Consider the following 20,354-nt stretch of genomic DNA (forward strand, 5'->3'; position numbering starts at 1 on the left):
TACATGTCTGCCCAGAACAACCCGATTTCCTACGATTTCCATGGTGATGCCCCGTTCTCGATGCCCTTCAAGGACATCAAGCGCGAGGACATCCACATCTACCTCGACCTCGACACCAAGGTCGGAAAGAACACGTGCGGGCAGAAGTGCACGCACTGTTGGTTCGTCAACTACGAGAAGGTCTACGACAAGTCCTTCGCCATGGAGGAGGGCCCCCGCATCCTGGAGGGGCTCCAGTCGCACGGCTACCACGTCTACCCCCGCTACGTGGACAGCTTCGCCTACGACGGCGAGTTCATGCGGATCTACGGACCGGCCAACAACCGCGAGTTCCGGCAGGAGTCCGACCACAAGCCCACCGAGACGATGGAGAAGGGCGACGCCTGGACCAGCGGCCGCCCGCTGCTCGCCGACAACTGGACCGAGCTCCTCGACCTGGCCGTCAAGAACGGCTACGGCACCATCTCCATCACCTACCACGGCGTGATCGACGAGGACCTCAAGGTCATCGACCACAAGACCTACCCCATCAAGGGCGTCTTCTCCGGCGCGGAGACCGAGGAGGTGCTGCGCCGCATCGCCGAATACAACAAGGGCGTCGACCCCGAGGACGCCTTCCGGGTCAACATCGGCGTCACCATCGGCACCCACAACCACGGCCGCACCTCCCTGGAGCGCTACGCCCACTACTTCAACAAGCTGGGCGTGGCCACCGTCCGGTTCAACAACTTCACCGACCACGGAGGCCGCCACCCCGAACTGCGCCTCTCGCGCGAGGAGATCGAGCAGGCGTACCGCGACTTCAAGTGGGTCCACGACACGATCCCGCTCGGATTCCAGCTCGGCGTCAGCGAGGACTTCGGCACCTTCGGCATCAAGGCCATGGGCTTCCCCGGCCACGTCGGCTGGTGCCGGGCCGGCCGTCAGCTGTTCGCCGCCATCCCCGCGCAGGAGGAGGTCCTCTCCGACGGCCCCGAAGGCCGCCGCGAGAAGATCGGCGACGTCGTCGGCTGCGTCAACACCTTCGAGCCGCACCTGGGGATCCTGGTCCGCACGGTCACCACCGGCGAGGCGGGCGACAGCACCACGTACGACGTGGAGTTCGACCACGACGAGATCGAGGCGTTCACCGCCAAGCGGCTCGCCGGCACGTACAAGGACGGCTGCTTCGCCACTGAACTGTCCGAGGAGCTCGGCCTGATCTCCCGGGTCCCCGCGCGGCGCCGCCTGCCGCTCCTCGTCGACTCGCAGAGCTGACCCGAGAGGAAGACCGCCGCGATGCGCCACATCCTCGTCTTCGCCAAGACGCCCTACGCCAAGACCCCGTACGACCAGTGGCTGGCCGGTTCGGGGATCGTCCCGGTCATCGTGACCGCGACCGAGTACGAGGCGAGCTACGCCCATCTCCCGCACGTACACGCCTTCGACGCGTACGACACCAACCAGCTGGTCGAGAAGACCGCGCTGCGCCTGGCCCGCGAATTCGCGGTCGAGGCGGTCTTCGCCCGCGCCGAGGCCGACGTCGTACGGGCCGCCCAGCTGCGGGAGCTGCTCGGCCTGCCGGGCCAGCACACCGCGAGCGCGCTCGCCTTCCGCGACAAGGTGGTCATGAAGGACCACCTCGCGGGCGGCCCCGTCGACGTGCCCCCCTACCGGCGCCTCGACTCGGCCTACACGGCCCTCGACTTCGTCGCCGAGCACGGCTACCCGGTCGTGATCAAACCGGTGTCGGAGTCGGGCTCGCTGGGCGCGGCGATCATCCGCGACGAGGCGGAGCTGGACGCGTACCTGGCCAGCCCGTGGCGGGGGAGCAGCGAGATCGAGGCCTTCGTGCCCGGCCAGATGTACCACGTGGACGGACTGGTGGCCGGCGGCGAAGTGGTCTTCGTCCACGCCTTCCGCTACCTCAACGACTGCCTGTCCTTCCGGGAGAACGACTGGGTGGCCAACCTCCCGCTCACCCCGCAGGACCCGTCGTACGACCGGCTGGTCAAGGCGGCGCGGGCGGTCCTGGCCGAGCTGCCGACCCCGCCGCAGACCGCCTTCCACGCCGAGTTCTGGATCACGCCCGACGACCGGCTGGTCTTCTGCGAGATCGCCAGCCGCACCGGCGGCGGCATGATCAGCGCGATGGTCCGGCACGCGTTCGGGATCGACCTGGACAAGGAGTGGCTGTACGCGGAGTGCGGCCTGCCCTCGACGCTCGGCACCCCTGTGTACCGGCCTGCCGGGGCACTGTGCATCCCGCCGCGGAACGGCGTGCTGGACGAGCTGCCGGAGGCCGGCGGGGAGCCCGGGTGCGTGCGCGAGGTGATGCTGACCGGCGCGGCGGGCCAGGAGTTCCACGGCGGGGTCAAGTCCGGCCTGTTCCTGGCCGGCTACGTGGTGGACGGGGACACGGAGGAGGATGTGGCAGCCAATCTCGAACGTGTGGCGGGCTGGTTCTCCGACAACACCCGGTGGCGGCCCGTCGTTTCCTCCGGAGGTATCGCATGAGCGCGACGACACCCCCCGACCTCGCTGCCGCCGGGCTCCCCGGCCCTCTTGTCGGGGCCGACTGGCTGGCCGCACGGCGCGGCGAGGGCGTGGTCCTCTTCGACGCCTCCGTCGGCGCCCGCCGGGGCGCGGCCGCGCGCCTCCCCGGGGCCCGGCCCTTCGACCTCGACGGAGAGCTGTCCGACCACACCTCCGCCGTGCCGCACACCATGCCCGGTGCCGAGGAGTTCACCGAGGCCCTGCGTGCGCTCGGAGTGGACGACACCGACACGCTCGTCGTCTACGACGCACAGGGCGTCTACTCCAGCGCCCGCGCCTGGTGGATGCTGCGCGCCATGGGCTTCGACCGGGTCGCCGTCCTCGACGGCGGCCTGCCTGCCTGGATCGCGGCCGGCCACCCGGTCGAGCCGGTGCCCGCCGCGTACGACGGCCCACGCGGCACCTTCACCGCCCGGCCCCGGCCCGGCCTGATCGTGGACGCCGATGCCGTCACCGCCGCCCTCGCCGACCCGGCCGCCGCCGTCCTCGACGCACGCACCCGTGAGCGGTACGCCGGCACCGCGCCCGAGCCGCGACCGGGCCTGCGCGGCGGCCACATGCCGGGTTCCGTCAGCCTGCCCTTCGGGGAGCTCCAGCGGGACGGCGGCACGATGCGGCCGGTGGACGAGCTGCGCACGGCGCTCGAGGCGGCGGCCGGGGACCGCGAGCAGCTGTACTTCGCCTGCGGCTCCGGGGTCACCGCGTGCGTCCTCGCGCTCGGGGCCGCCCTGGCCGGCTACCGCGACCTCGCCGTGTACGACGGCTCGTGGAGCGAGTGGGGCCAGCCGTCCGAGCGACCGGTGGCCACCGGCGAGGCCACCGGGGAGGCCGTCGGGCAGGCCACGGGCGAGGTCGTCGGCGAGAGCGGCTCACCGTGACCGGGGGGCGCCGCGGCGGCGGGCTCACCGCGAAGTGGCGGACCTTCACCGGCTTGCCCGCCGGCCTCAAGGTCCTGATCGGCCTGTCCTTCGTCGTCGCCTTCGGCAGCTACATGGTCACCCCGTTCATCGGGGTGCTCATGGTCGAGGCCGTGGGCCTCGACATCAGGGTGGCCGGGGTCCTGGTAGCCGTGGCCACCTTCATCCAGTTCGGCGGCAGCATCCTCGGCGGCACGGTCGTGGACCGGCTCGGGCTCAAGCGGACCATGGTGCTCGCGCTCACCCTGCGCACGGCCGGCCTGGTCCTGCTCGGTCTCGCGGTCCAGGTGCCCTGGGTCGCGTACCCGGCCGTCGTCCTCGTCGCGGCCGGCCCGGCGCTGTACCTCCCGGCGAACAAGGCGTACATCGTCACCAGCGTCTCCGACGAACTGCGTCCGCTCTTCCTCGGGGTGAGCAGCGCCGCCCTCAACGCGGGCATGGGGCTCGGGCCGTTGCTCGCCGCGCTGCTGATCGACGCCGACCCGGTGGTGCTGCTCATCGGTCTCGCCGGGCTCTTCGCCCTGATCACCGCGGCCCACCAGGCCGCCCTGAAGCCGGTCGGGCTCCGGCCGGTCGCGGCCCCGGCGGCAGCCGGAACCGAGCGGGGCACCGGGAACCGGGCGGCGCTGCGCGGCGCGCTCCGCCCGGTCCTCTTCACCGCCCTCGCCTTCTACCTCTACTTCTTCTTCCAGAGCTTCATGGGCCTGTACGCGGCCGGGGTGTCCAACATCCAGGTCCTGGGCTGGGTGATGCTGCTCAACTGCGCCATGGTGGTGGTGCTCCAGCCGGCACTCGCCGACCGCATCGCGCGCGCCGACTACCGCCTGCTGGTGGTCGGCTCGTTCGCCCTGATGGCACTCGGCATGGGGGCCATGGCCCTCGGCAGCACCCCGGCCCTGCTGGCCGGTACCGCCCTCTTCACCTTCGGCGAGATCTTCCTCTTCCTGCGCTGCGACCTGGAACTCGTCGACCGGGTGCCGGGCAACCCGGCCTTCGCCTTCGGTGTCCAGCGGCTGACCGCCGGCATCGGCGGACTCCTCGCCGGCGTCGTCGGCGGATTCGTCTTCGCCCACTACGAGGCGGTCGGCGACCTGGGTACGTTCTGGCTGGTGGTGGCGGCACAGTGTGCGGGCGCGGCGCTGCTCGCACTGCTGCTGCTGGGTGGCCGCCGGCGGCCCGCCGTCCCCGAACTGCCCGTGGCCGAACCGGCGGTGGCCCGGTGAACGACTCCACCTCCTCGCGGGAGACGCGGTTCGTGCACGCCGGCTCCGATCCCCGCCGCCAGGGCGGCTACGTCAACCCGCCCGTACACCGCGCCTCCACCGCCCTCTACCGGGACGTGGCCGAGATGGACGCCTCCCAGGCGGACCCGCTCAAGCGCGGTACCCCGGTCTACGGCCGCTTCGGCACCCCCACCGGCCGCGCCTTCGAGGAGGCGCTCACCGAACTGGAGGGTGGCCACGCGGCGGTGGCGACCTGCTCCGGACTCTCGGCGATCACCACGGCGATCCTCGCGTACGTCCGGGCCGGAGACCACATCCTCGTCAGCGACTCCGTCTACCTGCCGACCCGGAAGTTCTGCGACTCGCTCGCCGCGCTGGGAGTGGAGACCGAGTACTACCGTCCGGACGCGGGCGGCGCCGCGATCGAGGAGCTGATCCGCCCGCGGACCCGGCTGCTCTACCTGGAGTCCCCGGGCTCCACCACCTTCGAGGTACAGGACATCCCGGCGATCACCGCCGTCTGCCGGGCCCGCGGGGTGGCCACCATCGCGGACAACACCTGGGCCACGCCCGTCTTCTGCCGACCGCTGGCGCTGGGTGCGGGAGTGGACGTGGTGGTGCACTCCGCGACCAAGTACCTGACAGGGCACGCGGACAGCCTCCTCGGCGCGATCGTCTGCGCGGAGGAGAGCTACCCGGTCGTCCGGGGTGCGGCCATCCGGCTGGGCCAGTGCGCGAGCGCGGACGACGTCTACCTGGGCCTGCGCGGGCTGCGCACCCTGGGCGTACGGCTGGGCCGGCACCAGGAGCAGGGGCTGGAGCTGGCCCGCTGGACCGCCAAGCAGGAGGGTGTGGCGGCCGTCCTGAACCCGGGGCTGCCCGAGGATCCCGGCCACGACCTGTGGCGCCGCGACTTCACCGGCGCGGCGGGTCTGTTCGGGGTGGAGCTGGAGCCGGGCTTCGGCAAACCGGCTGTCGACGCCATGCTCGGCCGCCTGAGGGTCTTCGGCCTCGGCCACAGCTACGGCGGCTTCGAGAGCCTGATCGTGCCGACCGACCCGGTCTCCCACCGCTTGCCGGGCACGTGGGCGGGACGCGGGCCGCTGGTCCGGGTGCACGTCGGCTTCGAGGGCCTGGACGACCTGAAGAGGGACCTGACGGCGGGCTTCGAAGCCCTGCTGGGCAGGCCTCAAGAGGTCTAGGATCACGTCGGATCGGTGGTCAGAGGTGAGTGGCCAGAGGTCAGTGGTCAGCGGTCAGAGGTCAGCGGGGAGACCGGCCGCTCGAAGAAGGTCTCCAGGACCACCGTGGCCTGCGTCCCGCTGACCCCGTCGATGGCGTAGATGCGACGCAGCACGTCTTGCAGCTGCTCGGTGGTGGCGGTCCTGACCTTCACCAGCACCGAGGCGCTGCCGGCGATGATGTGCGCCTCCAGGATTTCGGGAAGCGCGGCGAAGTCCTTCGCCGAATCGCCCATCCAGGAGGCCGAGTCGACCATCACGTACGCCAGGACGGGGCTGCCCACCGCGACCGGGTCCACCTCGGCCGAGGTGCGCCGGATGACTCCGCGCTCGCGCAGTTTCCGCACCCGCTCATGAGCGGCACCGGCGGACAGGCCGACGGCCTGTCCCAGTGCGGCGTAAGGCTGGGCGGCGTCCTGCTGGAGCTGGGCCAGCAGTGCACGATCGATGTGATCCACAACTCTCCGTTCGGAATTCTCTTGAGGTGACCGTACCTCATCCTGCAATCTTCACCTCAGGCAAGATGTGGTTCGGCACGTGATGTCCACAGGGAGGGCGGATCCCCATGACCAACGAGGGCCCCGGGCTGTACGAGATGCTCGACGAACGGTTCCGTACCGGACGGTGCATGAACGGTGATGAAGCGCTGGAAGTCCTGTACACCGGCTGCCGTTGGGCCGAGGGCCCGATCTACGTGCCCGCCTGGCGCCAGGTGGTCTGGAGCGACATCCCCAACGACCGGATGCTGCGGTGGGACGAGGAGACCGGCTCGGTGAGCGTCTTTCGCCGCTCGGCCGGGCACACCAACGGCAACACCCTCGACCGAGAGGGCCGGCTGATCACCTGTGAGCAGGGCAACCGCCGGGTGACCCGCACCGAACACGACGGCACCATCACCGTGTTGGCCGACCGGTGGCAGGGCAAGCGGCTGAACAGCCCGAACGACGCGGCAGTGAAGGGCGACGGTTCGATCTGGTTCTCCGACCCGGACTTCGGCATCACGAGCGACTACGAGGGCTATCGCGCCGAGAGCGAGATCGGCTCCAACAACGTCTACCGGATCGATCCGGCCACGGGCGAAGTACGGCTGGTCGCGGACTGCTTCGGAGCGCCGAACGGACTGGTCTTCTCGGCCGACGAGCGGCAGCTGTTCGTCTCCGACACCCGCGCGGGCTGCATCCGGGTCTTCGACGTGAGCGACGAGGGCACGCTGTCCGAAGGCGGGATCTTCGCCGAAGCGCAGGCCGGCACGAAGGCCCGCTTCGACAACCTTCGCTTCGACGACGGTGGCCGGCTCTGGGCCGCTGCGATGGGCGACGGGGTGCACTGCTACGACCCCGACGGCACCCTGATCGGGCGGCTCAACGTCCCCGAGGCGGTCGCCAACATCTCCTGGGGCGGCGCCAAGCGCAACCGCCTCCTCATCGCCGCGGAGACCAGCCTGTACTCGGTGGTCATGGGCGTCACCGGCGCCCACCCGACGGGCCCGGGCCGCCGACCCTGGCTGGAGCCGGCATCCCGCTGACCTCCGGGGCACGCGGGCCGCAGAGGTCTCGGCATCGACGCAGCCCCAGGTCGCCGACCTGGGGCTTCGTCGCCCTGACTGGCACGTGGTGGCACGACGAGCGCGAGGTCCGTTCAGGCGGCGCCGCCGGCGTCCGGGGCGATGAAGCGACGGTAGAGGGGGGCGAACGTCACCTGTGGCTCGGTCGTGACGCCCAGTTCCCCCTTGACGACGGGGGCGACCCGGTCGGCGATGAACCGCGTGAAGTGGTCCTCCGTCTCCCAGACGTCGGCCACGTGGAAGGCGTCGTCGACGAACCAGCCCATGTGCATCACGAACCCGTCCGGAGCGTCGTCTTCCCAGCCCACCCGGGCACGAGCCGCGTCGTACACCTCCGGCGTCATCTCAGGCCACACGAAGGTCATCACGACTGCCATGGGAGTTCCTCTCCATTGCCCTGGTGCGCCGCAGCCTGTGCGGCACGGCAGTACGACGCTAGGCAGGTCAGGCCGGCCGGGCACATCGGAGCAGCCATTCGGCGCAGGTGGTCATCCGCGCCATTCGACCAGGAGGAGCGTGGCGTCGTCCGTGGTGGCTTCGCCGCGGGCCCGCTTGAGCGTGTGGGACAGGTCCCGTGCCACCGTGCGGACGCCCCGGTCCGTCTCCTGCAGCCGGTTCACCAGGTCGATCAGCTGGTCCTCGCCGAACTGCTCCTGCCCGCTCTGGTGTTCCTCGATCAGGCCGTCGGTGAAGCACAGGACCCGGTCTCCCGGCTCCAGCGCCAGCTCGCTGACCTGTGGCTCCGATCCGCCGAAGCCGACGGGGAGGGTCGTCGGGCTGTCCAGCCGGCGTACGACGCGGTGCCCGCGGATCAGCAGGGGAGCGGGGTGTCCCGCGTTGACCCACTGGAGGTTCCCGGTGGTCGTGTCCAGCCGCATCATCTGCGCGGTCACGAAGTGGTCGGGGGCGAACTGGTCGGCAACGGCCCGGTCCATGAAGGCGTAGATCTCGGACAGCTCGATGCTGGTCCGGCGAGCGTGGCGGTAGGCGCCGATGGCCACGGTGGCCATCGTGGCCGCGCTCAGCCCGTGGCCCATCGCGTCGATCATGGCGAGGTGGAGGGTGTCCTCGTTGTAGGCGTAGTCGAAGCTGTCGCCCGCCACGTCGTAGGCGGGCTCCAGGACCCCCGCGACCGCGACTCGGGGCATCACCATGGCCAGGGGTGGCAGCAGGGACCACTGGATCTCCGCGGCGACGCTCATCGGCTCGGTGCGACGGGTGCGGGAGAACAGGTCGGTGTAGCCGTTCTTGGTCACCATCATGTCGGCCACCAGGCCGGCGATCCTGCGGAGGATGCGGCGGTCGTCGTCGTCGACCCGATCCAGGGTCACGGACAGGACCCCCGCCGGGTCGCCGCCGTGCAGCAGCGGCAGGTGGACCCGTACACCGTCGGCCAGCAGGAGCTCGACAGGGCGTGAGCCGAGGAAGCACCGGCCCTCTTCGGAGCTGTCGATGGGCTGCGGATCACCGGCCGCCAGGCCCTCGCCGGCCAAGGGGACCAGCTGCTGCTGTCCGTAGTCCTGGAGCAGGATCTGCGGGTCGCGGGCCCCCAGCCGGGCCACCGCGTCGGCGACGTGCGGCGCGACCAGATGGGGCGGCAGCTCGTGTGCCCGGTCCAGGAACACACCCAGGAGCCCCTCCCCGAAGCTCTCGGAGCGGTCGGAGCGGTCCGGGTCCCCGCGCTGTCCGGCTGCCATCCAGTTACCTCCGGCCGGGCGGTGGGCCGTACCGCTGTGCGCCTTCAGGATGCTCCGCGGTAGCCGGGTGCGCCACACGGGTTTCCGTGCGTGCCGACGGCCGCGGCGAGGGCGGCCGACTCCCGGCGCGGCGAGGGCGGCCGACTCCCGGCCGGAGCTCAGCCGCGTTCTTCCTCTTCGGCCTCCATCCGCCTGATGCCCTGGTGGGTCAGGGAGACCATCGCGGGTGTGTTGCCCGGTTCCCAGTCGACGGTGATCAGGCCCTCGCCGGCCAGGTAGGTGCAGGCCGCGGCCAGGTCGTCCTCCGGGATGCGCAGGTCGTTCCGCAGCGTTCGACCAGGGACTCCGAGGAGGCGGTTGCCCTCGGTGGCTTCGTAGAGGGCGGTCAGGACCCGTTCGCGGTAGCTCTGTCGCTCGCGGAGAGTCGCCATGACCGAGTCCTTTCATGCGTGGGGGTCTGATTGCTCCTCAGACCTCTGGCGGGCGAGAAGTCACGGGCGGGCGAGAAGCCGGCGGGTGGGTTGTCCCGGGTGTCGGGTGCCCCACCCGCGGCCTTCGGCCGGAGGAGTGGTCCGAGGTGGTCACGGCCAGGTGCCCGTGCTCCTGTGGCCGGGCACCGGCCCTGCCCGCGTATGGGGGCTGTGACCGGGTGGCCGGAAGACGGCCGGGAAGGGGTCGCTGAAGTGGTGGGCCGCGATGCGGGCGTCGTGCTGGGCGTTGAGCCGGTGGATCAGGCGCATGCCGAGCGCGATCAGCAGGGCGACTGCCGCGAGCGCGATCAAGGTCTCCATGACGTCACCTCCCCGGGGTCCCGCGGAGCAGGATCATCCGCGAGCCGACGACCGGGTGCCGGAGGGGCGGCAGGTCGGACCCGCCGTCGGTCGCCCAGGCGTCCTCGCTGCTGCGGGCGTCCCGCCTACGGCGGCCGGTCGCGGTCTCGTCGGACATCAGGACACCGGCGGTGAGGACGCTGCCGGGGACGGCGGCGGCGGTCATGAGCCGGGCGGCTGCGGCGGGTTCGGTCTCGGGCGGAATCACCAGCAGGTCGCAGCGGCCCACGGTGTAGGAGAGCAGGATCATCTTGTCGGGGTCCTGTTCGGTGAACCAGCCCACGTGCAGGGTGTGCCCGGTGACGGGCACCTTGTGCGGTACGACGGGCCAGCGGGTGGGGTTCACCGCGACGCGCGTGATGCGTCCGAAGCGGCCCTCCAGCGCGTCGATCAATGGCGGAAGCTCGGCTTCGAGATCGCGTGACTCAGGCCACCAAGCGCCGTCCAACTGGCCGACGAGGGTGGTCTCAGGTGTCAGCGACAGGCGCACCGAGATGAGGGGAGCGGCGACGGCGGTCATGATCGCGGACCCGTCTCCGGGCCGCCCTGCAGGGCGGCCCAGTGTCTTGATCGCCGGAAACGACGTCCGCATGAGAGCGGGTGCTCGACTTACTCCCGGTACCTTCAGCGTACTCCGCGCCGTGGACGGACGAGTCGGTTCTGACCAGGCAATTTCCGACCGGGGACACCGCCCGGCCGATGCTCCGGGCGTGCTCGCAGGCGCCCGGAGTCAGGCGCCCGGAGTACCGTGAGACCACGGCGGTTTCTCGTCGGCTTCGAGGTGTCGGCGGCCCCGCGCAGGCAGGCGGACCACCATGGCCGAATCTGACACACCCAGCCCTCGGAAGCTCCTCCCGGACGAGATCCACCGAGCGGTGAGGCCCGGAACGGCCCTGCTGAGGCTGGAGACGACGCACTCCCGCGAAGGCGTCCTCGACGGTGCCTGGTGGCCCCGCTCCCGGGACGTCGCGACCGAGCTGCCCGCCCTGGTCCAAGCGCTCACCGGACACCTCGGCCCCATCACGAGGGTCGGCCTGGACACCGACGCCTGGGGCGAGGTCCCGACGCGCCTTGTCATCGACGACCGGGTCGTCCGTCTGGACTCGTTTCCCGTCGGTGACGACACCGTCCTCATCACCCGTGGCGACAACGACCACTTCGCCCTGCTGGTGGTCCCGCCGCACACCACGGCGGATGCGGCCCGCGCGGCGATGGCCCGTGCGGTCGACGCCGGCAACGTCACCCAGGCCGCCGAGATCCTTGTCGCCGCGCTGCCCGAACCGGTGACCGACCGCGAGGAGTCGGAATGATCCAGATGGCGGACATCCGTGAGTGGCGAACCCGCGACGTCGTGGACACGCGGGGCCGAAGGATCGGAGAGCTGGAGGCGATCTACGTCGACACCAGCACCGACGAGCCGTTCATGGCCACGGTCCGGGTCGGCCTGCCCACCCGCCACCGTCTGGTGTTCGTCCCTCTGGACGGTGCGACGGCGGGGCCGGGGTATGTGCAGGTCGCCCATGACAAGGCTCTGGTGAAGCAGTGCCCTTCGATCGGCACCGACGACGTACTTCCCGCCGAGGACGAGGAAGCGGTCTTCCGGCACTACGAACTCCCCTACGAGCCCGGGGCGAACGGCGAACGGCAACTGGCCCGCGGCTGAGCCCCCAACCGACCGAGGAGGCAGCACTCATGGCGCTCTTCCTGACCTTGATCATCGTCGCGATGGTGCTGGGCATCATCGGCGTCACCGCCGACGGACTCCTCTTCCTTCTGTTCATCGGCATAGCGGTGTTCGTGGCAGCCCTCACGTACGCCGTCAAACGCACAGGGTTGCGCTCTGCGCATCGCCGCCCGGTCCGGTGACCCGGCGCACGGGGCGATCCGGTCCGGACAACGACGCAGCCCCAGGTCTCTGACCTGGGGTTTCGCGGAAAGAGCGGATGACGGGAATCGAACCCGCGCCGTAAGTTTGGGAACGTAGTGGCACGTGGCTCAGTTTCCGTGCCACGCGGTGAGTAGTTCCCCCGGGCCGTACGTCGCCCGGCCACCGGCTGGCGGTCGGCGCCGACCAGGTCGATCTCGATGTCGTTGCTGCGGGTCCAGTATCCGCCGATGGCCGGGGCGGCGGGCAGCTCCCCGTCGGGAAGCAGGCGGGCAAGCGATTCGCGTACGAGTGGCTCGACGGCCCGGCCGCGCCAGCTTGTCCATTGTTCTTTGATCCGGCTCAGGGTCAGGTCGCCGCGCATGCGCTCGATCTCTGCCATGTGCGGGTCGAGGAACGCCGGCCAGAAGCGCAGATACGGGTCGGCCACCCGGTAGCGGCGCTCCTTGGACGGCCTGAGGGAGACGGGTAGTTCGGCTGCTACCACGCGCTTCTCCGTCAGGACGTCGGTGGCCCGGGTGAGGGTCGTATGGGTGATGCCGCCGGCCGCCCGGGCGATGTTGGTGAACGTGCGCTCGCCGCTCCCGATCGCACGCAGCACTTCCCGGCTCATCGCCTGGGGAGGGAGCTCGGCGGCCAGTGACCGTTCGGCGGAGACCAGGAGGGCGGAGAGGGGATTGTCGAGCGAGGTCCGCAGGAACTCCCAAAGTGAGGTCCCCGGCGCCCATTCGGCGCAGATGAGGGGCAGTCCGCCGGTCACCAGTGCCGCATCGAACGAGGACGCCGGTTCCAGGTCGAGCATGTCGCCGATGCCAGCGGGATTGAGCGGCCCCAGGACCATTGTCGGTGCCTCCTCGCCGAACAGGGACCGCTCCGGCAGGGTGGAGGAGGCGACGGCGTCGAGCAGCTCCGTCAGCTCGTCCTCAGCGGATCCCCCCACTGCGGTGAAGAAGAGGTACGGAACCTCGGCCCGGCCGAGGAATTCCTCGACCAGGCTCGACTTCCCGACTCGACGGCGCCCGCGTAGCAGGATGCAGCCGGGACCAGAGCCGGCCCCGGCTGCAATTCCCCCTGCAAAAACTATGGATGGATTCTGGTTGCAGGCGCAAGTGTACGACCTATACTTGCGTGTATGTCATATACAGCGTCGCGCATGCAAGGCCTCCCGCTGCGAAGGTTCACCGGAACCACCGGTGTGGCATTCACAGTCCTGCAGGTCATCGAGGTGCCGCTCTATTTCATCCATGACGGGGCACCGCCCGACTCCAACGTGCTGACCCGCATCATGCTCAGCCTTGTCGTCCTCGTGCTGTTTCTCGGCTTCGTCACCGGGCTCCGCGAGCTCGTCCGCCTGGCGGCCCCGGCCTTCGGCTGGGTCGCGGACCTCGCCTACGGAGGGGCACTGGTCTACATCGCGGTCACCTTCGTCGCTCACTCCCTGCAGGCCGGGGAGGTCATCGCTGCCGAGGAGCCGGTCGATCCGACTATCACCGCAGAGGGCTCCTATCTGCTGTACGGCTCGATCGGGCGCATCCTCATCGCGGTGTTCCTGGTGGCCGCCGGGTATGCCGTCGTTCGGTCCGGACTGCTGTCCCTGTGGGCCGCCCGGTCGGCCTACGCCATCGCCCTGATCAATCTCGCGTTCGTCCCGTCGCTGTATTTCGGCAACGACACCGGGCACTTCTTCAGTGCCAACGGCTGGGGCACCACGGCAACCATCGCCAGCCTCTACGCTTACTGGGTCCTCGCAGTCGGCATCGCGCTCCTCCGACAGCGGAACACCCGCCACTATGCTGGGCAGCCGGGATCGGCCTCGGAGAATCGGCGGTAGAAGTGTCAGCGGACAAGAGCGCGGCGGCTACCTTCCGACTCCTCTGGGAGACGAAGCAGAGCGCTCGGTCCTCTCTCAGCGTCGGCGGCATCGTCGAGGCCGCCATCGCGCTGGCCGACGCCGAGGGTCTGGGTGCGGTGTCGATGCAGCGGGTCGCCGGCGAACTCGGTTACACGGCGATGGCCCTGTACCGGCACGTCCCCGGGAAGGAACAGCTGGTCGCCCTGATGGCCGACCGAGCGCAGGGCAACCCCCCGGCGGAGTCGGGGAAGGATTGGCGCACCGAGATCCTGAACTGGGCGGATGCGGCCTGGGACTTCTACCTCGCCCACCCCTGGATGCTGCGCGTCGCGACCACCGGGGCGCCGACCGGTCCGAACGAGCTGGCCTGGTTCGAGGCCCTTCTGCGTCCTCTGGCCCGGTCCGGCCTCGCCACCGAGAACCTGGTCGCCACTGCCATGTTCATCTCCAGCGCCGTCCGTGACCTGGCCCGGATCGCCACCGAGGTCGTCCCGTCCGGCTCCGACTACGGGAACCTTCTCGCCCAGGTCATCCAGCCAGAGCAGTTCCCCACCCTCGCGTCCCTGATGGAATCGGGCGCTGTGGAAGACGACGGCGATGTCAGACCCGCCCTCGACTTCGGTCTCACTCTCATCCTCGATGGCCTCAAGACCTACACGTCGTGACGCCGGCCTGTACGCACGGCCCCACCGGCCACTTCGCGCTCTACCTCCGCGCCTACTGGCCCGACCCGACCGCCCTCGACGGCACCTGGCGCCCCCCGGCCGTCACCAGGACCACGGACTGACGTCCCCGGCCGGCCGTGGCCCACATGTCCCAAGGCGGGGACAACGACGAAGCCCCAGATCGCTGACCTGGGGCTTCGTTCACGAGCGGATGACGGGAATCGAGCCCGCGCCATAAGCTTGGGAATCACCGACGCCGATTCCACCTATGTTGCATCTGACCTGCGGTAACGCGTTCCAGTGGTGCTCATTCCGCAGGCTCGTGAGCACCCTTCCCGACCGCTGTTGTCCGTTCTGAAGGGCACGGCCGGGGCGCGAGTCCGGAACGGATCAGGCGTCGGGCAGCGTCGTCGCCAGCGACTGGAACCAGGCGCCGTGGGAGAACGGCTCGGGAGGGCCGACCTCCATGCCGAGTTCGGCGGCGGCCAGGGCGTAGTCCCCCTCGTCCAGGGGGAGGGCGAGCAGCTCGTGGAGTTCACCCACGAGGCGGGCGATCAGCTGGGGGTGGGTGGTAGCGGCGTAGTCGGCGACGGCGGCGTCGTGATCGGGGAACTCGTCGACGATGTCCTGCGAGAACCAGCCGCCGAGCAGTTGCGCGATCTCCGGGAAGCGGGCGTGCCACTCCCAGTGCGTCTGCGGGGAGGACGGTTCCGGGGCGTCGCCTTCCTCGATGCTCTTCTTCAGATGGTCGGCCAGCACCGTCAGCCAGTCGCCGATCTCCGACTGCGGCATTCCCATGTCCGGGATGGCGTAGAACTCGCCCAGTTCCTGCCGGATACGACCCGGAGGGTTGCGGCTGTACTCGCGCAGCTGGCGCTCCGCCTCCGCGATGGCCGAGGGGCGGGTCTGCCAGGTGTGCCGGAGGTACGCGTCAAGGGCGCGGCTGCGCCGCTCCGGGGTGTCGTCGGCCGGCTGCCCCAGGTACGCGCGCATCACCTGGTCCAGCTCGCCGTAGCGGCGGTCGTGTTCGAGGGGCTTCATGGGCATGTGCGCGCGACCTCTAGAGGTAGAACGGGACGGTCGTGTGGACGGCGAAGCCGTGCGGGCTCGACGGCTCGCGGCGCAGCACCACGCGCGCCGCGCGGACGTCGACGGGCCCGCGGCCCGCAAGGAGTTCGGCTTCCAATTGGACCCGGCCCACGGCCTCCTCACGGGACGGCCAGGCGGCCTCGATGGTGAGGCGGGCCCGGGTCTTCTGGGCGAGCCAGCGGTGGATGACCTGCTCGTTGGCGGTCACCACCTGCTGGGTGGCCCAGTGGGCGGTCTCCCTGTCGGGGTAGGAAGCGGAACGGGTCAGCACGGGGGCATCCTCTCAAAGCGCCTGTTCAGGAGCTGCGTGCTCGTACGGGATCAGTAGTCGGAGAAGTTCCAGAACATGCCCACCTCGGTGTCCGAGACGACGATCAGGCCGTAGTCCTCCGTGTAGACGCTCAGAGGGCTGTACCCCCAGTTCCGCGTCCTGAAGTCGAGCGTGCCGCGCACGTGGCCGGGCCTGCTGACGTTGGTGTGATAGCGGGCCCCGTCCCCGTAACGCGCGAGGATCGTGCACGCCATCGCCCGCAGCTCCTCTTCGCTCTCCGTGAAGCGCGAAAGGTTGGACAGGGTGCAACTGTCGTCGGTGAGGGCGAGGAGCAGGTTCTCGGCGCTGGCCCGGTCGATCTCCTTGAGTCGCGCCGCGACGTACTCCGGGGGGTGGGCTGCGAAGGGGTACGTGGGGAACCCGTCGCGCTCCGGATCCTGCGCCGCGCCGTCGAGCCCTGACCAGTCCCTGGGGTCCGGAACGGCACGGGCCATCAGCGAGAGGACGTCGAGGACCCAGTCCTCGTGGCAGCGCGGGCCCGTGGCGTCGTACGGGTACGCGTCCTCGTACAGGTGGCGTACAGCGGCTTCCCAGGACGCCTGGTCGATTGACATGTGGTGCTGGCCTTTCTCGGCTGCGGGCTAGGACCTGGAGGGCATCGACGTCATGACGGTGAACGGGGGGTTGCGGCTGCTGTCGTACTTGAGGCGCGTGTCGATGCCGTTCACGTCGTACACCGTGGCGCTCATGCCACCCTGCCTGTACCCGGTCTGCGGGTCCTCCGGGTCCATCGGTTGCTTGCGCACGAAGCGGCCGCTGGTCTGGTCGTCCGGCGCTGTCGCGTGGAACGACTTGACATCACCGTCGGTCAGCGGGGGCGGGCCCTTGAGCCACGCCTCGATGGCTGGTTTGTTCCTGTTGAGGTTGTACTCGGTCAGTTCCTGGGCCCGCTGGTAGTTCGGGAAGGCCGAGGAGCCGCCGGGTATCGGTATGCCGTGCGGCCAGGTCGGGGTCGGGCCGCTCGACTGCTGGTCGCGCAAGCGCTGCCTGAGTTGCTCGTCCGTCTTGCCGACGTGCCTGTCCAGAGTGTGGCCGCCTGCCATGTACTCGTTTGCGGCGAGATTGAGGTCGTACGCGCCTTTGGAGTCGACCTTCAGCCAGACCTGCGAGTCCTTGAACTCCTCCAGAGCCCGGGCGCCGAAGCCGTGAGCGCGGGCGACACCGGCCTCGAACTTGGGGGCGCTCATGTATGCCTCGTCCAGCGGCCCCTTCAGGGCCTCCATGCGGGTGGTCAGCCCGTTCAGGATGCCGGTGTACGTGTTGACGATCCGGTTCAGCTTGGCCGTGTCGATGTTCAGCACGGTCTTGACCTCGAAGGACAGGACCAGACCCACACCCTTGCCGATCACGTTCGTGACGGCGCTGAGGGCGCTCTTGGCGTCCTTGGGCTTGGCCAGGTCCTCGATGATCTCCTTGGCGGCCTTCGCCATGGCCCGGTCGAGCTCGTCCTTGACGTCGCGGTTCAGGTCGACGGCGGCCTCGGCGTACTCGCGCAGGAGGGTGGCGATGGTGTCGGCCGTGTCCTTCAGTACGGCCATGACGGGCTCGCTGCCGGTGGGGACCTTGGGTGTGCCCGGGCCGGAGCCGGCCGTATGCGCCCACTGGTAGCCGGGTGGCCGCTGCTGTCCCCAGCTCGTCGCGCCCCACAAGGCGCTGCAGAAGGTCCGCATGGCGGCTTCCCAGTCGGCCTGTTGGTGGTTGGTGATGGCGCCGACGGCCTGGGTGAGCTGGTCGGCCCCCGTCGTGGCGACGATGGAGACGTTCATCCAGCTGTGGCACAGGGAGTTGAGGTAGTGCTGCTGGGGGAAGGGGTGGACGTCCGCCACCCTTCCGATCCGGAACACGTGCCTGCACAGTGGTTGGAGTACGTCCCGGACGATCTCCGGGATGCCCTCCATCAGGCCGCGCAGGATGTCGTCGCCGCCGTCGTCGTCGCCCCACTTGATGTCGGGTATCGAGGCGAAGTTCGGGTCCTTGTCGATGACCGCGGGCCGGGGCCGCTGTTCGGCTGTCTTCCCCGGCTTGGGGTTGGCCGCCGCGTCCGCCTGCGTGTAGGCGTTGGCCGTCTCGGTGAACCCGACCGCGACGCCGCCGACGCTGAGTACGGACCGGCCCCAGACCTCCAGCCAGCGGTCGCCGATCTTCTTGTACGCCTGGGCGAACCTCTGGGCCTCGCTGCCGGCGCCTCCGGCGTCGGGGTACGTGCCCAGCTCCTCCAGGAGTTTGTTGGCGCCGCGCATCAGGAGGTCCTGTTGGGCGGCGACCCGGCCGGAGACCGACCAGAGATCGCTCGGCTTGACGTCGATGGCGCCGCTGCCGCCCGGTGACTGGGCGGGGATGGACGGGCCGGCCATCAGGCGCCGCCTCCCCAACCTTGGAGTACTGACCTGTTGGCCGCGGCGTAGGTGAGGTGCCCCTTCACCACGACCTCGTGGAGCCAGGCCTGGGCGGCCTTGAGGTCGTCGGCGGAGCGGCTCCACTTGTCCAGCTCGTCGATGAAGGCCTCACGGGCCTCGCCGTCCCAGCTCAGGACGACTTTGGCGGCCCGCCCGTACAGCGTGTCCAGCTTCTCGTTGAGGGTGCGGAGGATCTCCTCCAGGTCCCCCGAAAGGCGCTGCAGGGTGCCGAAGTCGACGGTGATCCGGTCTTCGTCCGTCATGGTGCTGATCCCCCGTGGTTCAGACGTCCAGGATGCGGCTCTGCGGCCGGCTGGTGTTCGGCCCTGACGCCGGGTCGGGCACGGTGAGGTCACGGGCGGCGGCGGACACGTCCTCGCCGTCCTGCATGCGCCGGATCCGGGCCAGGGTGTCGAGCTCCTGCTCGGTGAAGCCGTCGCGCGAAGCGCGCATGGCCGCTTCGAGGAGGACCATCACCTGCCGGATGCGTACGGCGTTCTCGGCGACACCGCGGTGCAGGGAGCGGTACGCGGTGGCGGTGGGGCCCTGCCAGCCCGCGGCGACCCTGTCGACGACCCCGTCCATGACGCGGGTCTGCTGCTCCAGGTAGCGCTGCATCTCGTCGAGATCGTTCGCCAGCCCAGTGAGAGCGTCCCCCGAGACGTCCAGATCGGCGTTCAGCATCATGAGCCCCCGCTCGTCGCGCCGTTCGTGCGTGCGTTCCCGTGTGCGGCTGTTCACCGTAGAGGGCGAGGCCCGTGGATCGGGGGGCGGTCGTTACGCGGGGAGGGAGCGACGATAAAGCCCCGAGGCCCTGACCTGGGGCTTAGTCAGGAGAGGGGGGATCGGTGTGCTGCCGCTCTCATATCCGTTCCGGGGGCTTTCTCGTCAAGTCGACAGGCGGCGGAGCCGGGAAGCGGGGGTGGATTCCTCCCTCGATTCGGGACAACGACGAAGCCCCAGGTCGCTGACCTGGGGCTTCGTAGAAGAGCGGATGACGGGAATCGAACCCGCGCCATAAGCATGGGAATCACCGGCGCCCAGACAGATCATTTGGTATCTGACCTGTGAAAACGCCTTCTGGTGTGGCGGCATCGGCGGGCGAGGGGACACCCATGTCGACCGCTGTTCGCCGCTCTGAAGGGCACGGATGGGGCACGGCCCGGCGTCGTAGGGCACCGACGGGAGTGGGTGCGCCGCCCTAGCCGGCGCGGTCCTCCGAGGCGTGCGGCGGCAGATCGCGCGGCGGCGTGGCGCGTTCGCGCTCCCGGTGCCATTGTTCGGCCGCGTGGAGCATGGCCTGTCCGACGTGCTCGAAGAAGTCGCCGATGTCGTACAGCCGAGCACCGGCTGGCGAGTTGAGGCCGAGGGTGTCGGCGCCGGATCGGGCGAAGTCGGCCAGGGCGGAGTTCTGGCGGGCGCTGGCCGTCCAGCCGCGGAACCAGGCGTCGGCGTCGATCACATAGCGGTCGCGTCGCCCGCGGGGGTCGCGTTCGCGGCGCACGAGCTCCTGTTGTTCGAGCTGGCCGATGGCCTTGGAGACGGAGGCGGGGCTGACCTGGAGGCGCCGGACGAGTTCGGAAGCGGAGAGGCTGCCGCTGTCGGTGAGGTAGAGGCAGGCGAGCACCCGGGCGGTCATGCGGGGCAGGCCGGTGCCGATCATGATGTCGGTGAACCGGTGTTCCAGTTCGCGCACCGCGTCCGCGTCACGCTCCTCGGCATCGGTGGCGGCATCGGCGGCGGCCCGCGTCACCGGGCGGCTCCGGCGGGCCCGCTCCCGGGTGGTCCGGTGCGCCTCGTCGGCCCGGTAGGCGTCGGGACCGCCATTGCGGCTCACTTCGCGCGTGACGGTGGACAGGGGCCGGTCCAGGCGGACGGCGATCTCGGTGTACTTGAGTCCTTCGGCCAGTCCCTCGGCGATGAGCCGCCGTTCCTCGTGAGTCAGCCTGCCTCCGGGCATCTCTTCGCCTCCTGCCGCTCCGGCCGCCCGCTCGATGCGGGCGGGATCGCTGGACAGTCTTACGTTCGCCCCCATGTCATTGCAAGTATGGACGGAAGTGACTTGCGTTCAACGTCATTGTCATTGCAATCTCCCTTCATAATTCCTTGCAATGCTGGGCGCTAGACCG

Annotated in this window: 25 protein-coding genes and 1 pseudogene; 12 read left to right on the plus strand and 14 right to left on the minus strand. The window is 69.9% G+C overall.

Translation table 11 applies throughout. From position 1 onward, the window contains the following. The first annotated feature begins 60 nt into the window (after positions 1-60). The 5 genes from OG357_RS20360 to metC are packed head-to-tail and all read left to right on the plus strand — an operon-like array spanning position 61 to position 5,877. Positions 61-1,257: a radical SAM protein gene (locus OG357_RS20360; RefSeq protein ID WP_329622503.1), complete on the plus strand. Its 1,197-nt coding sequence runs from the start codon at positions 61-63 to the stop codon at positions 1,255-1,257. A 21-nt stretch (positions 1,258-1,278) separates the two neighbouring features. Beyond that, complete coding sequence (locus OG357_RS20365; protein ID WP_329622504.1) at positions 1,279-2,496, plus strand: ATP-grasp domain-containing protein; 1,218 nt, start codon at positions 1,279-1,281, stop codon at positions 2,494-2,496. Next, positions 2,493-3,413 (plus strand): sulfurtransferase, encoded by a 921-nt coding sequence (locus OG357_RS20370; protein ID WP_329622505.1) that lies wholly within the window; start codon positions 2,493-2,495, stop codon positions 3,411-3,413. Before OG357_RS20365 ends, OG357_RS20370 begins: the two co-directional genes overlap by 4 nt. Continuing rightward, positions 3,410-4,675, plus strand: a complete 1,266-nt coding sequence (locus tag OG357_RS20375; RefSeq protein ID WP_329622506.1) for an MFS transporter — start codon at positions 3,410-3,412, stop codon at positions 4,673-4,675. The genes OG357_RS20370 and OG357_RS20375 overlap by 4 nt, the downstream gene beginning before the upstream one ends. Beyond that, complete coding sequence (metC, locus tag OG357_RS20380) at positions 4,672-5,877, plus strand: cystathionine beta-lyase (protein ID WP_329622507.1); 1,206 nt, start codon at positions 4,672-4,674, stop codon at positions 5,875-5,877. Before OG357_RS20375 ends, metC begins: the two co-directional genes overlap by 4 nt. Positions 5,878-5,924: 47 nt before the next feature. On the opposite strand, the gene OG357_RS20385 is transcribed toward metC, so the two are convergent. Further along, positions 5,925-6,374 (minus strand): Lrp/AsnC family transcriptional regulator, encoded by a 450-nt coding sequence (locus OG357_RS20385; protein ID WP_329622508.1) that lies wholly within the window; start codon positions 6,372-6,374, stop codon positions 5,925-5,927. A 107-nt stretch (positions 6,375-6,481) separates the two neighbouring features. On the opposite strand from OG357_RS20385, the gene OG357_RS20390 reads away from it, so the two are divergent. After that, entirely contained in the window at positions 6,482-7,441 is a 960-nt protein-coding gene (locus tag OG357_RS20390; protein ID WP_329622509.1) for an SMP-30/gluconolactonase/LRE family protein, read from the plus strand. Positions 7,442-7,554: 113 nt separating this feature from the next. On the opposite strand, the gene OG357_RS20395 is transcribed toward OG357_RS20390, so the two are convergent. The 5 genes from OG357_RS20395 to OG357_RS20415 form a co-directional block, all read right to left on the minus strand. Further along, positions 7,555-7,857, minus strand: a complete 303-nt coding sequence (locus OG357_RS20395; protein ID WP_329622510.1) for a hypothetical protein — start codon at positions 7,855-7,857, stop codon at positions 7,555-7,557. 111 nt (positions 7,858-7,968) lie between these two features. After that, positions 7,969-9,177: a PP2C family protein-serine/threonine phosphatase gene (locus OG357_RS20400; RefSeq protein ID WP_329622511.1), complete on the minus strand. Its 1,209-nt coding sequence runs from the start codon at positions 9,175-9,177 to the stop codon at positions 7,969-7,971. Positions 9,178-9,335: 158 nt separating this feature from the next. After that, positions 9,336-9,608 carry a hypothetical protein gene (locus tag OG357_RS20405; RefSeq protein WP_329622512.1) on the minus strand — a complete coding sequence of 91 codons (273 nt, stop codon included), beginning with the start codon at positions 9,606-9,608 and terminating at the stop codon, positions 9,336-9,338. A gap of 150 nt (positions 9,609-9,758) precedes the next feature. Next, on the minus strand, positions 9,759-9,968 hold the full coding sequence (locus OG357_RS20410) for a hypothetical protein (protein ID WP_329622513.1): 210 nt from the start codon (positions 9,966-9,968) through the stop codon (positions 9,759-9,761). A gap of 4 nt (positions 9,969-9,972) precedes the next feature. After that, positions 9,973-10,527 (minus strand): DUF5994 family protein, encoded by a 555-nt coding sequence (locus OG357_RS20415; protein WP_329622514.1) that lies wholly within the window; start codon positions 10,525-10,527, stop codon positions 9,973-9,975. Between the two features lie 295 nt (positions 10,528-10,822). On the opposite strand from OG357_RS20415, the gene OG357_RS20420 reads away from it, so the two are divergent. From OG357_RS20420 to OG357_RS20430, 3 genes are read left to right on the plus strand one after another with little or no spacing between them, the layout of a single operon-like run. Next, entirely contained in the window at positions 10,823-11,317 is a 495-nt protein-coding gene (locus OG357_RS20420; RefSeq protein ID WP_329622515.1) for a DUF5994 family protein, read from the plus strand. After that, positions 11,314-11,670: a PRC-barrel domain-containing protein gene (locus tag OG357_RS20425; protein WP_329622516.1), complete on the plus strand. Its 357-nt coding sequence runs from the start codon at positions 11,314-11,316 to the stop codon at positions 11,668-11,670. Before OG357_RS20420 ends, OG357_RS20425 begins: the two co-directional genes overlap by 4 nt. A 29-nt stretch (positions 11,671-11,699) precedes the next feature. Further along, positions 11,700-11,873, plus strand: coding sequence for a hypothetical protein (locus OG357_RS20430; RefSeq protein WP_329622517.1), 174 nt, complete (start codon positions 11,700-11,702; stop codon positions 11,871-11,873). A 179-nt stretch (positions 11,874-12,052) separates the two neighbouring features. Here the strand turns inward: OG357_RS20430 and OG357_RS20435 are convergent. Next, positions 12,053-12,976, minus strand: a pseudogene (locus OG357_RS20435) (ATP-binding protein); the annotation flags it as partial. A gap of 69 nt (positions 12,977-13,045) precedes the next feature. Here OG357_RS20435 and OG357_RS20440 point away from each other — a divergent pair. Genes OG357_RS20440 through OG357_RS20450 form a run of 3 tightly spaced genes read left to right on the plus strand, consistent with a single transcriptional unit; the run spans position 13,046 to position 14,531 of the window. Then, complete coding sequence (locus OG357_RS20440) at positions 13,046-13,723, plus strand: hypothetical protein (protein ID WP_329622518.1); 678 nt, start codon at positions 13,046-13,048, stop codon at positions 13,721-13,723. A gap of 2 nt (positions 13,724-13,725) precedes the next feature. Next, positions 13,726-14,409 (plus strand): TetR/AcrR family transcriptional regulator, encoded by a 684-nt coding sequence (locus OG357_RS20445; protein WP_329622519.1) that lies wholly within the window; start codon positions 13,726-13,728, stop codon positions 14,407-14,409. Further along, positions 14,406-14,531 carry a hypothetical protein gene (locus tag OG357_RS20450; protein WP_329622520.1) on the plus strand — a complete coding sequence of 42 codons (126 nt, stop codon included), beginning with the start codon at positions 14,406-14,408 and terminating at the stop codon, positions 14,529-14,531. The genes OG357_RS20445 and OG357_RS20450 overlap by 4 nt, the downstream gene beginning before the upstream one ends. 268 nt (positions 14,532-14,799) lie before the next feature. Here OG357_RS20450 and OG357_RS20455 read toward each other — a convergent pair whose 3' ends face one another. From OG357_RS20455 to OG357_RS20485, 7 genes are all read right to left on the minus strand, one after another. After that, entirely contained in the window at positions 14,800-15,456 is a 657-nt protein-coding gene (locus OG357_RS20455) for a contact-dependent growth inhibition system immunity protein (protein WP_329622521.1), read from the minus strand. Between the two features lie 13 nt (positions 15,457-15,469). Beyond that, entirely contained in the window at positions 15,470-15,769 is a 300-nt protein-coding gene (locus OG357_RS20460) for an RNase A-like domain-containing protein (protein ID WP_329622522.1), read from the minus strand. 50 nt (positions 15,770-15,819) lie between these two features. Next, the gene (locus OG357_RS20465; RefSeq protein ID WP_329622523.1) at positions 15,820-16,383 is read right to left on the minus strand and encodes a hypothetical protein; all 564 of its coding nucleotides are present in this window, start codon (positions 16,381-16,383) and stop codon (positions 15,820-15,822) included. A 27-nt stretch (positions 16,384-16,410) separates the two neighbouring features. After that, positions 16,411-18,183: an RNase A-like domain-containing protein gene (locus tag OG357_RS20470; protein ID WP_329622524.1), complete on the minus strand. Its 1,773-nt coding sequence runs from the start codon at positions 18,181-18,183 to the stop codon at positions 16,411-16,413. Then, on the minus strand, positions 18,183-18,488 hold the full coding sequence (locus OG357_RS20475; protein WP_329622525.1) for a WXG100 family type VII secretion target: 306 nt from the start codon (positions 18,486-18,488) through the stop codon (positions 18,183-18,185). Before OG357_RS20475 ends, OG357_RS20470 begins: the two co-directional genes overlap by 1 nt. A 19-nt stretch (positions 18,489-18,507) precedes the next feature. Next, positions 18,508-18,966 (minus strand): WXG100 family type VII secretion target, encoded by a 459-nt coding sequence (locus OG357_RS20480; RefSeq protein WP_329622526.1) that lies wholly within the window; start codon positions 18,964-18,966, stop codon positions 18,508-18,510. Positions 18,967-19,426: 460 nt separating this feature from the next. After that, positions 19,427-20,185 (minus strand): GbsR/MarR family transcriptional regulator, encoded by a 759-nt coding sequence (locus OG357_RS20485; RefSeq protein WP_329622527.1) that lies wholly within the window; start codon positions 20,183-20,185, stop codon positions 19,427-19,429. Positions 20,186-20,354 lie beyond the last annotated feature (169 nt).

Source organism: Streptomyces sp. NBC_01255, from assembly GCF_036226445.1.
Classification (GTDB): Bacteria; Actinomycetota; Actinomycetes; order Streptomycetales; family Streptomycetaceae; genus Streptomyces.

Excerpts from the sequence above, each read along its gene's own strand:
- OG357_RS20405 (WP_329622512.1), bottom strand. The coding sequence starts at position 9,608 with ATGGCGACTCTCCGCGAGCGACAGAGCTACCGCGAACGGGTCCTGACC.
- OG357_RS20410 (WP_329622513.1), bottom strand. The coding sequence starts at position 9,968 with ATGGAGACCTTGATCGCGCTCGCGGCAGTCGCCCTGCTGATCGCGCTC.
- OG357_RS20415 (WP_329622514.1), bottom strand. The coding sequence starts at position 10,527 with ATGACCGCCGTCGCCGCTCCCCTCATCTCGGTGCGCCTGTCGCTGACA.
- OG357_RS20475 (WP_329622525.1), bottom strand. The coding sequence starts at position 18,488 with ATGACGGACGAAGACCGGATCACCGTCGACTTCGGCACCCTGCAGCGC.
- OG357_RS20465 (WP_329622523.1), bottom strand. The coding sequence starts at position 16,383 with ATGTCAATCGACCAGGCGTCCTGGGAAGCCGCTGTACGCCACCTGTAC.
- OG357_RS20395 (WP_329622510.1), bottom strand. The coding sequence starts at position 7,857 with ATGGCAGTCGTGATGACCTTCGTGTGGCCTGAGATGACGCCGGAGGTG.
- OG357_RS20470 (WP_329622524.1), bottom strand. The coding sequence starts at position 18,183 with ATGGCCGGCCCGTCCATCCCCGCCCAGTCACCGGGCGGCAGCGGCGCC.
- OG357_RS20455 (WP_329622521.1), bottom strand. The coding sequence starts at position 15,456 with ATGCCCATGAAGCCCCTCGAACACGACCGCCGCTACGGCGAGCTGGAC.
- OG357_RS20485 (WP_329622527.1), bottom strand. The coding sequence starts at position 20,185 with ATGCCCGGAGGCAGGCTGACTCACGAGGAACGGCGGCTCATCGCCGAG.
- OG357_RS20430 (WP_329622517.1), top strand. The coding sequence starts at position 11,700 with ATGGCGCTCTTCCTGACCTTGATCATCGTCGCGATGGTGCTGGGCATC.
- OG357_RS20440 (WP_329622518.1), top strand. The coding sequence starts at position 13,046 with ATGCAAGGCCTCCCGCTGCGAAGGTTCACCGGAACCACCGGTGTGGCA.
- OG357_RS20390 (WP_329622509.1), top strand. The coding sequence starts at position 6,482 with ATGACCAACGAGGGCCCCGGGCTGTACGAGATGCTCGACGAACGGTTC.
- OG357_RS20425 (WP_329622516.1), top strand. The coding sequence starts at position 11,314 with ATGATCCAGATGGCGGACATCCGTGAGTGGCGAACCCGCGACGTCGTG.
- OG357_RS20420 (WP_329622515.1), top strand. The coding sequence starts at position 10,823 with ATGGCCGAATCTGACACACCCAGCCCTCGGAAGCTCCTCCCGGACGAG.
- OG357_RS20360 (WP_329622503.1), top strand. The coding sequence starts at position 61 with ATGCCCTTCAAGGACATCAAGCGCGAGGACATCCACATCTACCTCGAC.
- OG357_RS20370 (WP_329622505.1), top strand. The coding sequence starts at position 2,493 with ATGAGCGCGACGACACCCCCCGACCTCGCTGCCGCCGGGCTCCCCGGC.
- OG357_RS20365 (WP_329622504.1), top strand. The coding sequence starts at position 1,279 with ATGCGCCACATCCTCGTCTTCGCCAAGACGCCCTACGCCAAGACCCCG.
- OG357_RS20400 (WP_329622511.1), bottom strand. The coding sequence starts at position 9,177 with ATGGCAGCCGGACAGCGCGGGGACCCGGACCGCTCCGACCGCTCCGAG.